Raw genomic sequence first — 15580 nt, 5'->3', positions numbered from 1 at the left:
GATGTGCCATCTTAAGCAGATGGCAATGCTTCCGTGTTCTCGCAATACTCAGGCACCAAGTGCACCAATAACTTGCGTAATTCCCGGTCATTCAAGGTATGGCATGCTTGCTCAATCGCATCAAAAGCATGTATCAATTGTTGCCAATCCATAACACGATGTTTTGCTTGCAGAATTTTTTCATGCATTGTTGGGCGTAATTGTTCTGTTTCATGAAACAGTTCTTCATACAATTTTTCACCTGGACGCAGGCCAGTGTATTTGATTTGAATATCACGATGTGGTTCTTTCCCGGCGAGTCTTATTATTTGCTCTGCTAGATAGTTAATCTTAACTGGCTCCCCCATATCCAGCACAAAAACTTCCCCTCCATGACCATTAACCATGGCTTGCAATATGAGCTGGCATGCTTCAGGAATTGTCATGAAATAACGCGTAATATCAGGATGTGTTACCGTTAACGGTCCACCTTCTTTAAGCTGCTTTTTAAACAGCGGTACCACACTGCCTGCAGAGCCCAATACATTACCAAAGCGAACGGTAATAAATTGAGTTGCAAAATGACCATTTAGATTCTGACAATAAATCTCGGCTACCCGTTTGGTAGTGCCCATTATATTCGTCGGATTAACTGCTTTATCAGTTGAAATCAGAATAAATTTATTCACATTAAAATCCACACTGGCTTCAGCAATCGCTTGTGTACCTAGCACGTTATTCATGACGGCAATTCGCACTTGTTCTTCCAGCATAGGAACATGTTTATATGCCGCAGCATGAAACACAATTTGTGGCTTAACTTTTTCAAAAAGTTGATGAATCGCATGCTTATCAAGAACCGAAGTAAGGCTGATATGCAGCGGGAGATTTTCAAAAGTATGACGCAACTCATGTTCAATCTGATAGAGATTAAACTCAGAGTTATCAATAATAATTAATTTCTCTGGATTAAGTTTCGCAATTTGTCGACATAGCTCGGAGCCGATGGAGCCTCCTCCACCGGTTACCACCACTCTTTTTCCATAAACGGCGGTAGAAATTTCATTCCAGGCTAATTCAATTTGCGCACGCCCTAATAAGTCTTCTAATTTAATCTGTTCTAGCTCCGTAGGACTTGAGCCTTCAAGGATCTTCATCAGTGATGGTAATATTTTTACCGGATAAGCGGTTGCACTGCATTTTTTATAGATGTCTTGTAAATGCTCCTTGGGTAAAGATGGAATCGCAATTAATAGCTCATCAGCTGGATAGCTCTGTATGAACTTGGGAGATAATAATAAATCAGTGGACCCTATAATGGGGTAGTTTTGCATTAAGGTGCCATGTAGTAACGGGTTATCATCGAGTATGGCGACAATTTTGTAGGGGTTCAATCGAGTATCATTTTCGCGTAAGAATAAATTTGCGCCTGCTCCCGAACCAATTACAATCAAACCTGTTCCCGTTGCCCGGGTTTTGTGGGAGGATTGTAAATATTGGCGATAAAAATAACGGGTTGATAAAATAAGAATCAAGGTTAATTCTGGATAGAAAATAATTTCTGAACGCGAAATCAGCGCAAGCCTATTAAAGAGAAACTCCAGAAAGAAGAATAAAATTGAGCCCGTCAATACGGTATAAATACTTCTTTTTACATCTTTGGTTGAGGTATTTTTCCACACAACCGCATAAACACGAAAATATTTAATTGAAATAGCAAAGGCTATGGTAATGCTTAGCCATTGCGTTAGTGAAAATGTGTCCGGTTGTCCTGATATTAACGAGTGAACAATAAACCAACTAAATAGTGCCATGGCCAAATCATGTCCCATGACGAACCAGGCCCGTGAATTCCTAATCAAACTTTTCTTCATCTATGTCTCTCTTGACGCCTGAATTTTCACTAAGGGCTACTTGTTTTTTGAACAGCCCTAACATCGCTTAATTTATGAGGTACTTTACCATATTCTTAATAGTTCTTGCGATTTTTTTAGCACGGGTAATTCGTATTTTCGCGATGAAATCTGGGTTTTGGCGGGGATGGGTGAGTATTAAAAAGCTTAACGCGTTGATTTTAATTTAATTGTACGCTTACATTTAATTAGCCTTAAGTGTTTTGGGAAACAATATCCACGAATTATGGTGGCCGCGTTAGGTCGGGCCAGAGGCCCGACTTATGCTACAACCGGAAAAGCATGAGTGCAGTAACGTTCTTATGAAATGTAAGTCGAAGGAGGCTTTTACTTAACCCGCTAAAGTTACCCGCTGCGATAATTCCTCAACAAAAATCTGCGTAGTCGTTTTCTCATCTTTAGGCGCAAATAAACGATGTTGATTATATACTGAATTGGTTTTCGCTGAAGTAAGTATCCCATCTAAATCCTTGGCATCGGCACGACGTATTTCTTGTTGCAATGCTCTAAGCGCTATTTCTTTTTTCTCTGCCGTATCCGTACCAATCCATACGTTATTTAAATGTTTTTGTATGTGTTTTTCAATTAAGGAAACCGTATGCTCTGACCTCCAATTTTCAGATAAAGCCAGATTTAGCTCGGGTGGTGGGTTGTCTGCTACCGCTTCAACTGGTTGTGGTTTTTTCTCCTTATTTACTGGTATTAGCCAAGCTGCCATTGCATTCCATTTAGAGGCCAAAATATCCAGCGGGGTTGCCAACGTAAACAAGATTTTTGCAGGGATATCGAGTTCATGGCTGTGCCCACCTTGTTCGCCAAGTCGTTTTTGTAGCATGCGTTGTGTAAAGGCATTAATATCTTCAGTCTCTTGTTGTTTTGCGTTTTTTCCTGAATGCCCTCGGCCAATGAAATAGTGGGCATCTTCAAAACCTTCGCTAATAAAGGCAATTAATGCTGCCCAGATTTGTGGAATTCCCGGCATGCGATCGGCGGTTAAGGCAATACTCACTAAATGGCCCATAAACAGGGTGATGCGCAACGGAGTAATAGTTAGCATCTTGATGATGCTGAATGGATTCAATACTTTGAGCCAGTTTTTATTTTCCCATAGACCATTCCATGTTTTTTTTATGGAGTCATAGATGCTTGTTGATGAATTAACCTTTTCCGTATAGATGGATTTGTCTAATTCTTCGATTGATTCAGCCGTATTTTGAATATTAAAGCCCAGTGCTGAAAGTCCAGTAATCAACGGGTTTATTACTCCCATGACAAACTTGGGCATTTTTCCCATCCAGTCGAATAATGGGCGTGCATTGGTGGCGATAGTCCACCAGGTTCCTGCAGTACAGACCGTAAGAGCGATTGCTAAGCCTACGAGCAGTGTCGACATGGACGCCATAAACAGGTTGCGTGCAGAAAAGCCTTCTTGTTTAAAATGAGTGTGAACTCGGGTAAACCAATTCGTGATGGTGTCATTACTAATAAGATCGGTAACCGTATTATACGTCAACAAACCATAAGCAGCCCCAGCAATCACGGCCATAGGAACAATCATAAAAGGCCAGTAAGCAAAGGGAATAACGGCAATCCAGGGAATGGCACTAAACGCTTCCATGATAAGATAGGTACTTCCTAATCCCATAAATAGGGCAGAAAGCGAGCTAAAGGCGGCAACCATTTGGAAATTGCGACGTCGCTTATGGAAATCTGCTTGCCACGCTGCTTGATTATGTTGGCCTAACCAAATTCGTAATTGGTTTGTATCTTCCGAAATAGGCATGCTTTCTGAGTCGGAAAATAATTGTAAGGCAAATTGCTGCTCCATCTCTTTGAGTAATTTCTTAATATGTTTTTTCTCTGTCTTATTAGGTGCCTTTTTAAGTTTTAACTGTAAGGCCGCATAATTTACGAAAAAGGGGGGGCAATCTGGGTGGTTTATATTTTTAGGAAAGTGCTCTAGCAAAAACTCTCTCGCGAGCTGGTTTTGTAAATAGTTGTATTTAAAAATTTTACTGAGGGCACCTTTAATATTTTGTAAATAAATTTCTGCCTCATAGGCCACGGAGAGTACAAGTGTCGCGATCGCAAACGGCAAAACGGGAATAAGGGCAAACATTCCGCTAAAACTTAAAAGGCCAAGAATTAAGCTAGCACCTGTGGTGAGTAGGATAAGAGCAAGATTATAAGGGATTTTTTTTGTATTCATTGTTAACCATTTAACCTGTTAGCGATCGTGAATAGGACTTTATCTCAAATGAGAATGATTATCAATAGCGCAAAGGTTAAAAAAAATGCATAATAGCGGGTAATTGCGCGCAGAACCAGGATGAGCAAAGGTTTTTGTATGTGTATCTGTAGATTCAATAGATGAATTTAGGTAAAGTGAAACGGCATGATTTACCTCATGTAGTTTCTTTTGTTTTGAAACTCAACATTAATTAGGAGAGGATATGCGTTTTAATCAATGGATGGGCTTTATTGTTGCTGGTTCAATGTTAGCGGGCACCCAAGTTGCTGCTGCTAGTGTTCCTGTACATGAGCAATTGCAAGTATCTCAATGTCTTGCTGCAAAAATAACTACTGCATATGATGTTTTGGCAGAAAACAAACAATTTCGAATTATAGATGTTCCAAGTGCTGATGTTGAGTCACTCAGTCATTTGGCCGATAAGGAGCATTGTGGTCGTTTTGTGAATGTGAGTCAGCGCATAGCAGGTAATTCACTGGCTGCAAAACAGCTCGCGGCTAAAAATGTTTTGGCAAAAAACGCGTTGCATGCACCCATAAAAGAAAAAACCACGTATGAAATTAAGCATCAAGATGCAGTAAATGCTGCTTTGCAAAATGTGGTTGCCGATAATATTTGGCAAACTTTGGCTCATTTAACTTCATACCATAATCGTTCAGCCACCAAAGATACTGGTGTTGATGCGGCAAAATGGTTAAAAGCTAAATTTGAAGCAATGGCAACTGAATATGGGCGTACTGATGTAACAACCTATTTTGTTTCTACAGGCTACTATAAACAACCTTCTTTAGTGACCGTTATTGGTAAAGACATTAAAGCGCCAGGTATTGTTATTGGTGCTCATATGGATACGTTAGATGGTCGTATGCCAGGGGCTGGTGATGATGGTAGTGGTTCTTCAAGTATCATGGAAATGGCTCGCGTTCTGTTATCGTCTAATACTACGTTTAAACGTCCTATCTATATTATTTGGTACGCTGCTGAAGAGCGTGGCTTGGTTGGTTCTCAGCATGTGGTCGAGCATTTCCAAGATCATGCAATTCCAGTTAAAGCGGCGATTCAATTTGATATGACTGGTTATCGTGTTGATCCTAAAGATCCAACTATGTGGGTATTTACGGATTACACTGATAAAGGTCTCAGTAATTTTGTAGCGAAGTTAATTGATACCTATGTTAAGGTTCCTGTTGATTATTCTCGTTGTGGCTATGGTTGTAGTGATCATGCCTCATGGACAGAGATCGGTGTTCCAGCAGCATTCCCATGTGAATCAAACTTCGATGATCATAACCCTTACATTCATAGCTCTTCAGATACTATGGCACTTTTGAGCTTAGAGCATATGACCAATTTCAGTAAATTAGCAGTCGCTTTTGCTATTGAATTAGCATCTGAGTAATTTTCTTCTGGCCTCTTTGGTTAAGTCAAAGAGGCATCTTAATTGAAACCCTAAGTTTCTATCTTTTCTTTGATTTTTTAATAGCGTTGGAGTAGATAATGAGCAAGTTAGCAATTAAGGCAGGATTATTTTTCGCGATGCTTTGGGGCTTTTGGGGGAGTACTAACTTATTTGCTGCAACTCATAGGTTAACGCCACCTTGGGAATTATTACAAAACCAATTAAGCGCTGCTTTGGAGGCTGACCCATGCGTGCACGTGGAGTCCTTAACTGGCCAAGGGCTGGATATGGAAATTAACGTGATGGTCTGTGATGATAAGAAAGCATTAGCACTTGCCGCCTTTCTGAATAAGCGTCATGAGTTTGGTGATTATTTGGCGGTCACGGTGAATGTTTATGCACCGAATTTATTGCCAGTAAATGCGCTACTTCCTGATGATCTTGAAGCTAAGGCAAAACTGTTAAGCCGGGCTTTGGTGGGGAATAAATATTTTATAAAAACAGGAATGGGGACTGGTCCAATGGCTCAGCTTGTAGCCTATGCAATTTTTCAGCCCGTTGTCATTCAGTATTATTCTGATGATATTAGCGATTGGTATTCCAACACGAATGACGTTGCGGCAAAAGTCTTTAGCGACGTGTTTAACTTGCATCCTTTTGATGACACTGCAGTACAAATATTCCCTACGACTGCGCCTATATCGAAGAATATAAATAAATAGTGCCTCACATCAGATGTCGCCTGGTTCCGAGCAATCAGGTTACACACCTTTTCAATTTCTCATATTTAGCGCTTAACATCGCCATGTTAACTTCTGGATAGGGGATTTAGCAAGAGTTACACGCTTCCTGCGTGTAACATGCTCATTGTGTTGTGTTAACTTTTGGGAAATAGAATTACTTTTTTTGTCATCAAAAAAATAGTCATTTCTCCTTCCCCAATTTTTAGCGTACAGTGATAAGGGTCTCGAATGCAGGGGAAGTAGTTTGTTCCACAGTTTGTACCACATTAGTTTGATGGTGGTCTTCTTGTGCTGCAATCACCATCCCTTTTGCATGTTCTCCATGCTGAATGGCCTTATCTACTTCTCTTTCTAAAGCGGTATCTTCCTCGTTTAGTTCTTTTACTATGTGTATTTGGGCATCAAATGCTTTATCGATACCCACAAAAAGCATCTCATCTTCGTCATGAGCAGGCTCTGTGACAGGTGGTTCCGCTGGTTTCATTTGCTCCTCAAGTTCTGCGAATTCTGTTTCACTGAAATTTGCATGAAGAACCGCTTGTATTAGCTGGTTTTGAAAATTTGCCGCTTGCATCGCCTCGTGTTCCGGTAACTCTTCGATTGCAGTTGGTGTCGTAATGTTGGTTAATTTCTGGTTGTATATTATCTCTCGTGTTGGTTCCAGGCGCATTAATTCTGATTGATACTCTGCCAGACGTTGCTCATTAGCCCCGATTTTTACAATGCTTCCTAAAGCTGCCGTGAAGGCGAAACCTGCACTAACTGCACCTACGATGAAGTCTGTACCTATCAAGGTAATACCCAATGGAGCTAAGATTCCTGAGAGTACTAAAGCAAAACCGACTAATAGAACTAGAGCCGCTACTGTTGCAAAAACATTGCCGCTATTTCTGCGAAGGAATGATTGCTTCCCGGCGGTTTCTAATTCGGGTCTGTATAACCAGCTAGCTTTCCACGAATTCAGTTGTTGGATGTTCTTTTCTCGTTTTTCTGCTAAGGCAGTTTTAATCAGGCTGAATTTCTGTGCCGTTAGTTGCCATTGTTTCATCCTTACAACTTGTTTCTCCAACTTATGAACCATATGTCTACTATAAAGATGTGAACCTGTGTAATGTTGGGCGTGGAGCTTATTCGCATGAGCAATATTGAGTGTGCCATTCTTAGTGAATAGACCACAATCCTTTATTTGTTGACTTAGCATTTTAGATTTTAAAAAATCGAGAATAGCCTTTTCGGCATTATTCGCATTGACTAAGCTGTCCTCATTTAGAGCGAGAATTTCTGCTGACGAAATCAATAAAACTTCTCTGTCTTTAGGCTCTGCATTGGTATTGCGTATAAGACTTATAGTCCATAAATTAGGATCTCGAGTAGAGTAATTAATGCATATCCCACATGGAATACCTTCATCATCAAAATAGCCTAGACTAATATACCTATTATTGTTTTTATGAGAGTACTCAATGCGTTCTTCTATACGGTTAGGAGCTCCTTTGGCTGTTGGCTGTGTTTCAAAGCGAGGATCTACGTTTATATAAAGGCTTAGCATCAAGCTGAAGAATGAGCTAGTTAAATTGCCTTGATTATACGCCGCAGAAGTTGAAGGGGTCATCCAGGCTGCAACAAACTCTTCATAGGTTCTGTCATTTGTAGATAAAAATTTGTCACGTCCCAAGTCTTTGAGCAATGTCTCTGAGATAGCTGAACTCGCGGTTATGTAATTAGTTACAAAGGCTTCTTCTGATGTATAAAATGAAGACATTACAGGATAGAGTACTTTCAGCATATCTATGTAATTTCCTGTTAATTTTCTGACTTTGGGCATAATTTCACCACTTTTTTATCTGATTAATACGGACAATATAACATGAAAAGCTTAAATGTTCATTAAGTGGGCATTATGGAGGGTAGGTTGGTGCAGTATGACCAACTTTTCATAAATCTTTATTACTTAATTGCGGCAGTTTTCATTACTCTGCAGACCGCTCCAACAACCGCTTTAATTTTTCATACTTTGTGGTTAGCTTCGCAATTAATTTTTCTGGCTGATGTTGCTGTAATTGCCCCTCTAATTGACTGATTCCCTGTTTTTGTTTTTCTAGGCGTTGAGCTAAGTCCGGTGAGGGGCTGGTTTCATACTCTTGCGAGAGTTGCTTATAAAGCGCATGCTGTTCGCTTAGAAAGGTGGTGACGCCCTGGAGCTTTTTCACTCGGTAATCAATATCTTCTTTTAACTTTTGGAGGACTGTTTTAGCATGAGTTACACGCTTCCTGCGCGTAACATGCTCATTGTGTTGTATTAACTTTTTGGCGGCAGAAGCATTCTTTTTGTCATCAAAAAAAATAGCCATTTCTACCCCCTCCAATTTTTAGTGTACGCTGATAATGTTATTGTGTGTAGAAGAATCAGCTTGTTCCAAGGTTGGTGGCACATTGGTTTCTAGTGGACTAGATTGCTGCTCTTCTTCTTGAGCTACAATCTCTTGTGCATGCTCTTCCTGTTGAATAACCTTATCAACGGCTCTATTCAGAGCCTCATCCTTGCTAGCAATTTCTACGATTACCTGCGCTTGCGTGTTGAATGACACATCCACAATAAGTGATTGATCCTCAACAAGGGTTTCATCAACATCATTAAGTTGTTCTGTGACCGGTGGTTGAGTTTCTTTCTTCATTTGCTTATTAAGTTCATTGAACTCTTCTTCACTGAAATTGGCATGAAGAACCGCTTGCAGGATTTGAGTTTGCAAATTATCAGCTTGAAGCGCTTCTTCCTCGGGGAGCTGCTCCATTGCCAATGGGGTTGTTATGCTATTTAACCGCTCGTTATAAATTTTGTCCCGTGTTGGATTCATGTTGGTTAATTCAGATTGATAAGTTGCCAGACGTTGCTCATTAACCCCCATTTTTACAATGCTTCCCAAGGCTGCGGTGAAGGCCAAACCTGCGCCAACTGCACCTAAGATGAATTCTGCACCAATCAAGGCAATACCAAATGGAGCTAAGACTCCTGAGAGTACTAAAGCAAAACCGACTAAGGTAATCACTGCTGCTACTGTTGCAAAAACACTGCCGCTATTTCTGCGAAGGAAGGATTGTTTTCCAGCGGTGTCTAATTCGGGTTTGTATAACCAGCTAGCTTTCCATGAATCAAGTTTCTCGATATTTTCTTGTCGTTTTTCGCTTAGCGCGGTTTTAACTATTCGGAGTTTTTCCTCTGTGAGTTGCCATGCTTTTATCTCTTGCTCTTGTGCAACTAGTTTCTTAACTATGTCTGTACTATAAGGATATGAGCCTGCATTAAATTGCGCATCGAGCTTATTGGCGTTAGTAAGATTGAGTTTCCCATCTCTTGTAAATAGAGCACGAGACATGAGTTGTTGGCTGAGAGCCTTAGAGTTCATGAAAGTGATGATATCTTTTTGAGCTCTATTGGCATCGATTAATCCGTTTTCCTGCTGATCAAGCAGTTCTGCGGACGAAAGCAATAAAACCTCTCTGTCTTCCGGTTCTGCTGTAGTATTACGTATAATGGAGATAGACCATAAATTAGGGTCTAATGCAGAATAATCAATGGATATTCCACATGAAATTCCTTCATCATCAAAATAGCAAAGGCTAACATTTTTTCTATTATCCTTAAGATAGTATGCATTACGATCGTCGCGCTCAGGAAGGCCCTTCGCTGCCTTGTGTTCTGTAAAACGAGGATCTTGTAGGATATAGAATTGTAGCATCAGCATCCAGAATGCACCGGTTCCATTTCCTTGGTTATATGCAATGGAAGTAGAAGGGCTCATCCAGTGGGCTACATAGTCCTCAATGGTTCTGTCATTTGTAGAGAAAAATTGGTCACGACTCAAATCTTTGAGCAATTGGACTGAAAGCTCTGAACTGGGGCTTGTATATTCTTTAACAAACTCTTCTTCCGTGGGATACATTGCGCTCAATATTGGATAGGCTACTTTAAGCATATCTATGTAGTTGCCCGTTAATCTTCTCACTTTAGTCATAATCGTACTACTTTCATTTAATTTGGTTACTGTAAATATAACATAAAAAGCTTAACTGATTATTAAATGGGCACTAATAATGTAGTTGTATTGAGGGCTTCGGTTGATGCAGTGTATCACCAACCTACACGAGTCAATTATTTTTCATACCCTTCTGGTTTAGACTGATTTATTGGCGGGCAATGATATTCTGCGGAAATTTTATCATCATTATCAACCGCTTGCAGGATTACGGGAAATTGCCACAAGGTGTGAAGATGTTTTAAAACCGCAGGCGTTGTATCTCCTAAGGGAACGCGATTTTGTTGTGTGTACCTTAGGGTCAGCGAACGATCCCCTTGTAAATCAACGGAATACACTTGAATATCAGGCTCAAAGGTTCCTAGATTATATTGTCTGGACAAGGCTTCTCTAATTTTTTTATAGCCAGCATCATCATGGATGGCATTGACGTAGAGTTCAGGGCTGCGGTCATCATCAACAATATGAAATAGTTTTAAATCGCGAATTAATTTAGGCGATAAATATTGCGCAATAAAACTTTCATCTTTGTAGTTACGCATAGCGGTATCCAGGCTTTTTAGCCAGTCAGTATTTGCTAGATAGGGGAACCACGCTTTATCTTCATCAGTAGGATTTTCACAAATACGCTTGATGTCTTGCATCATATGGTATCCCAAAGTATAGGGGTTTATCCCGCTGTAATAAGGGCTGTTATAGGATGGTTGCATGATGACGTTTGTATGGCTTTGTAGCACTTCCAACATGAATTCATCAGTGACTAAGCCCTCATCATACAGGCCATGCAGCAGGGTGTAATGCCAAAAGCAGGCCCAGCCTTCATTCATAACTTTAGTTTGTCCTTGAGGATAAAAATATTGCGCCATTTTGCGAACAATGCGTACAATTTCACGTTGCCAGGGTTCAAGTAAAGGGGCATTTTTTTCGAAGAAATATAAAATATTTTCCTGCGGCTCACTGGGGAATCGTCTTTTCTTACTCTTTTCCACGGTTTGTTTACTTTGCGGAATGGTTCTCCATAATTCATTGATTTGCGATTGCATGTATATTTCGCGGTTCTGTTGGCGAATTTTTTCTTCTTGGATGGATAATGGTGCTGGGTGTTTGTAGCGGTCAACACCATAATTCATTACGGCGTGGCAAGCATCCAGAACCGATTCAACCTCATCAATGCCATAGCGCTCTTCACAATCGGCGATGTACTTTTTCGCAAAGACTAAATAGTCAATAATGGCGTCAGCAGAAGTCCACATTTTAAAAAGATAATTATTTTTAAAAAAGGAGTTGTGACCATAACAGGCATGTGCAATCACTAAGGCTTGCATGGCAATAGTATTTTCTTCCATTAAATAAGAAATACAGGGATTTGAATTAATGACCATTTCATAGGCCAAGCCCATTTGTCCACGCTTATAACTTTTTTCTACACCAACGAAGTGTTTGCCAAAAGACCAATGGTTGTATCCTATAGGCATGCCTACAGAGGAGTAGGCATCCATCATTTGTTCTGCAGTAATAACTTCAATTTGATTCGGATAAGTATCCAGGCCAAAATCTTTAGCGATACGTGCAATTTCACGATCATAATCCTGGATTAATTCAAAGGTCCACTCAGCACCGGTGGATATAGGCTTTTTCTTGCTCATGCCGTTTTCCTTTTAAATAATTCATGAAATACTGGATAAATATCTGCAACAGTATCTATGTTTTCCATCGCAAAATTAGGGTACTGCTCTTTAACCAACTGATAGACTTCCCATAAACTTTGATGATGGCGTGGCATAATTTCAATGTACGCAAAATACTGCAATAAAGGCATGATTTTTTCTTGGAGCAATTCTTGGCAATAAGGTGAATCAGCATTCCAGTTATCACCATCAGAGGCTTGAGCCACATAAATGTTCCAGGCCTCTGGGGGATAGCGTACTTCAATGATGTTATTCAGTAATTCCAGCGCGCTTGAAACCACCGTGCCCCCTGTTTCCCGTGAATAGAAAAACTCTTCCTCGTTGACTTCTTTTGCGGAGGTATGATGGCGGATAAAGACCAATTCGATTTTTTCATAATTTTTGGTGAGAAACATATACAACAAAATGAAAAACCGTTTGGCTATATCTTTCTTTGCCTCATCCATAGAGCCTGATACGTCCATAACGCAGAACATGACGGCCTGCGTGGAAGGAGAGGGAACCCGAAGGCGGTAGTTGTAGCGTAGATCAATCGTGTCAATAAATGGCACGGCCTGTATTTTCTTTTTTAAATGTTCAATTTCAAGCTTTAATTCTTTAATAGCCATCGTATCGGGAACGGGTTCCTCGAGTAATAGCTCTAAGCGCGTTTCTGCAGCTTTTAATTGGCGTTTATAAGGAGACGCCAGGGCGATACGCCGGCTGGTAGCCTGCTTCATGGAGCGCAATACATTGATATTATTTGGAATTCCGCTAGTGGTCACTCCGGCTCGAATGGTTTTGAATGTGCTGATACGAGCCAATTCCTTTTTTACTAAATCGGGTAGCTCCAAGTCTTCAAAATACAAATCGAGGAATTCTTCGCGGGATAATTCAAAAACAAAATCATCCTCGCCTTCACCGCTGTTACTCGCATCGCCATCGCCACCGCCATCCCCGCCGCCACTACCACTCGGTCTTTTAATGCGGTCGCCGCTAATAAAATTATCGTTTCCTGGTAAAACACGTTCGACATGCCCTCCACGGCCTTGATGAAACCTGGGTTCGGAAATGTCTTTAGCAGGAATAGAAATCTGTTCGCCTTGATCTATTTCGGTAATACTGCGTTTACCTACGGCATCGGAGACGGCTCTTTTTATTTGGTTTTTATAACGACGAAGGAAGCGTTGGCGATTTACCGTGCTTTTCTTCCCCGCATTTTGTCGTCTATCAATCAATTGCGACATGATTTAAACTCCGCGACCAAGGTGCCAAATTGTTCTCTCCTCCGTTTCAATGTTCTGCTCGAGATGCGCAGGCATTGGTCATTGTTACTGAGCCCCCGCATGTTGCTGCAGGGGCGAGAGAAGAGGATTATTGAGTCGTTTTATTATTGTGATTTACGTACTCGTAAATACCATTCACAAAGCAGGCGAACCTGTTTGCGTGTATAGCCTTTCTCTATCATCCGAGAAATAAACTCCTCATGTTTTTTCTTGTCATCTTCAGATGCTTTGGCATTGAAGGAGATGACTGGCAGTAAATCCTCTGTGTTGGTAAACATTTTCTTTTCAATGACGGATCTTAATTTTTCATAACTGTTCCACACGGGGTTTTTACCGCGGTTATTGGCTCGTGCGCGCAAAACAAAGTTTACCACTTCATTTCGGAAGTCTTTAGGATTCGATATACCGGCAGGTTTTTCTATTTTTTCCAGTTCTAAATTGAGCAAGCTGCGGTCAAAAATTTCGCCCGTGTCCGGATCGCGATAATCTTGGTCCTGTATCCAGAAATCAGCATAGGTAATGTAGCGATCGAAAATGTTTTGTCCGTACTCTGAATAAGATTCTAAGTAGGCGGTTTGAATTTCTTTACCGATAAATTCAACATACTTCGCCGCTAAATATTCTTTAATGAAGCCCAAATAGCTTTCCTGAACTTCTTGAGGGAATTGCTCTTGTTCAATTTGACGCTCTAAGACGTACATTAAATGTACGGGGTTAGCTGCAACTTCGCTGTGATCAAAGTTGAACACTTTTGATAGTATTTTGAAGGCAAACCGTGTGGAAACACCACTCATCCCTTCATCAACTCCGGCAAAATCACGATATTCTTGATAGGATTTTGCTTTTGGATCAGTATCTTTCAAGCTTTCACCATTATAGACTCGCATTTTTGAGTAAATACTGGAGTTTTGAGGTTCTTTTAAACGGGTTAATACTGAAAATTGAGCTAACATATCTAGGGTGCCGGGAGCGCAATGGGCTTGCGTTAACGAGCTGTTATCAATAAGTTTTTGATAAATACGTGTTTCTTCGGTTACCCGTAAACAATAAGGTACTTTCACAATATTAATACGGTCAATAAATGCCTCATTGTTTTTATTGTTTCTAAAAGTTTGCCATTCAGACTCATTCGAATGCGCTAAAATAATGCCTTCAAAGGGTATTGAGGATAAGCCCTCAGTGGCATTGTAGTTTCCTTCTTGAGTTGCTGTAAGCAAAGGATGTAGCACTTTAATTGGTGCTTTAAACATTTCCACAAACTCTAAAAGGCCGCGGTTGGCTCGGCATAAGCCTCCAGAGAAACTGTATGCATCGGGGTCATCTTGCGAAAACTCTTCTAACTTACGAATGTCTACTTTTCCTACGAGTGATGAAATATCTTGGTTGTTCTCATCTCCAGGTTCGGTTTTTGCTACTGCAATTTGTTTCAAACGAGAGGGCTTTACTTTAACGACTCTGAATTTACTAATGTCACCATTGAATTCATGCAAGCGTTTTACAGCCCAAGGGGACATTAAGTAACGTAAATGGCGGGCAGGAATACCAAAGCGCTCTTGCAGTAATTCGGCATCTTCTACGGGATTAAATAAGGATAAGGGAGATTCAAATACAGGGGAGCCTTTAATCGCGTAAAAAGGAATGTTTTCCATTAAATCTTTTAGCTTTTCTGCAATTGATGATTTACCACCACCTACAGGGCCAAGTAAATAAAGTACTTGTTTGGTTTCTTCCAGGCCTTGGGCTGCATGCTTTAAGAAGCCAACGATTTGTTCGATGGGTTCTTCCATGCCATAAAAATCTTTAAATACGGTATATCGTGGGATAATTTTATTGGAAAAAATACGTGATAACACGGGATCGTGTCGCGTATCAACCATTTCAGGTTCGCCTATAGCCATTAATAAGCGTTCCGCTGGATTAGCATAAGCTGACGGATCGTTTTTACACAATTCCAGATACTCATCCAAGCCCATTTCTTCTTCTTTATTATCGACAAAGCGCTTGGTATAGCCGGCTAAAAAATCTTGAGTGTTCATGAGCCATCCCCTTTAACTTATCCCTCAGCAGGATATAACGTGATTTCCTGTGTCTCTGCTTCTTTTTATTTATTTTGCAAAGAAACTTCTTACATCAAGTATAGGCACTAATTTAAGTAGTTTTCCAGATAACTCAATAAACTTAAATGTTTTTTTGTTTTTGGAATGCTAACTATACGAACTCAGCAATCGATTTTTGCATTCTCTGACCTATAATTGACAAATATTTCTGTTGTTACTCAAAGCTTTTTTACAGTGTACTCATTGATTTA

At 40.3% G+C, this 15580-nt stretch carries 10 protein-coding genes; 2 read left to right on the top strand and 8 right to left on the bottom strand.

The window, feature by feature from the left end:
- Window positions 1–11: 11 nt before the first annotated feature.
- Together J2N86_RS12655 and J2N86_RS12650 are read right to left on the bottom strand one after the other, a co-directional pair.
- A complete protein-coding gene (locus tag J2N86_RS12655) occupies window positions 12–1853 on the bottom strand; it encodes a polysaccharide biosynthesis protein (protein ID WP_252579813.1) in 1842 nt (613 codons plus the stop codon).
- 370 nt (window positions 1854–2223) lie between these two features.
- The gene (locus tag J2N86_RS12650; RefSeq protein WP_252579812.1) at window positions 2224–4101 is read right to left on the bottom strand and encodes a hypothetical protein; all 1878 of its coding nucleotides are present in this window, start codon (window positions 4099–4101) and stop codon (window positions 2224–2226) included.
- A gap of 244 nt (window positions 4102–4345) precedes the next feature.
- Between J2N86_RS12650 and lapA the strand changes: the two genes are divergently transcribed.
- Together lapA and J2N86_RS12640 are read left to right on the top strand one after the other, a co-directional pair.
- Window positions 4346–5542, top strand: coding sequence for an aminopeptidase LapA (gene lapA / locus J2N86_RS12645; RefSeq protein ID WP_252579811.1), 1197 nt, complete (start codon window positions 4346–4348; stop codon window positions 5540–5542).
- 98 nt (window positions 5543–5640) lie between these two features.
- Entirely contained in the window at window positions 5641–6264 is a 624-nt protein-coding gene (locus J2N86_RS12640) for a group-specific protein (protein ID WP_252579810.1), read from the top strand.
- Between the two features lie 223 nt (window positions 6265–6487).
- Here the strand turns inward: J2N86_RS12640 and J2N86_RS12635 are convergent, their stop codons facing one another.
- From J2N86_RS12635 to J2N86_RS12610, 6 genes are all read right to left on the bottom strand, one after another.
- Window positions 6488–8110 (bottom strand): hypothetical protein, encoded by a 1623-nt coding sequence (locus J2N86_RS12635; protein ID WP_252579809.1) that lies wholly within the window; start codon window positions 8108–8110, stop codon window positions 6488–6490.
- A 145-nt stretch (window positions 8111–8255) separates the two neighbouring features.
- Window positions 8256–8636: a hypothetical protein gene (locus tag J2N86_RS12630; RefSeq protein WP_252579808.1), complete on the bottom strand. Its 381-nt coding sequence runs from the start codon at window positions 8634–8636 to the stop codon at window positions 8256–8258.
- Between the two features lie 18 nt (window positions 8637–8654).
- Complete coding sequence (locus J2N86_RS12625; protein ID WP_252579807.1) at window positions 8655–10298, bottom strand: YgaP family membrane protein; 1644 nt, start codon at window positions 10296–10298, stop codon at window positions 8655–8657.
- Window positions 10299–10435: 137 nt separating this feature from the next.
- Window positions 10436–11965 (bottom strand): SpoVR family protein, encoded by a 1530-nt coding sequence (locus J2N86_RS12620; RefSeq protein WP_252579806.1) that lies wholly within the window; start codon window positions 11963–11965, stop codon window positions 10436–10438.
- Window positions 11962–13233 (bottom strand): YeaH/YhbH family protein, encoded by a 1272-nt coding sequence (locus tag J2N86_RS12615; RefSeq protein WP_252579805.1) that lies wholly within the window; start codon window positions 13231–13233, stop codon window positions 11962–11964. Before J2N86_RS12615 ends, J2N86_RS12620 begins: the two co-directional genes overlap by 4 nt.
- A 143-nt stretch (window positions 13234–13376) precedes the next feature.
- Window positions 13377–15308, bottom strand: a complete 1932-nt coding sequence (locus J2N86_RS12610; RefSeq protein WP_133136477.1) for a PrkA family serine protein kinase — start codon at window positions 15306–15308, stop codon at window positions 13377–13379.
- Window positions 15309–15580 lie beyond the last annotated feature (272 nt).

The organism is Legionella lytica (assembly GCF_023921225.1).
Taxonomy (GTDB): Bacteria; Pseudomonadota; Gammaproteobacteria; order Legionellales; family Legionellaceae; genus Legionella; species Legionella lytica.
This window is presented reverse-complemented; position numbering and strand designations above follow the sequence as displayed.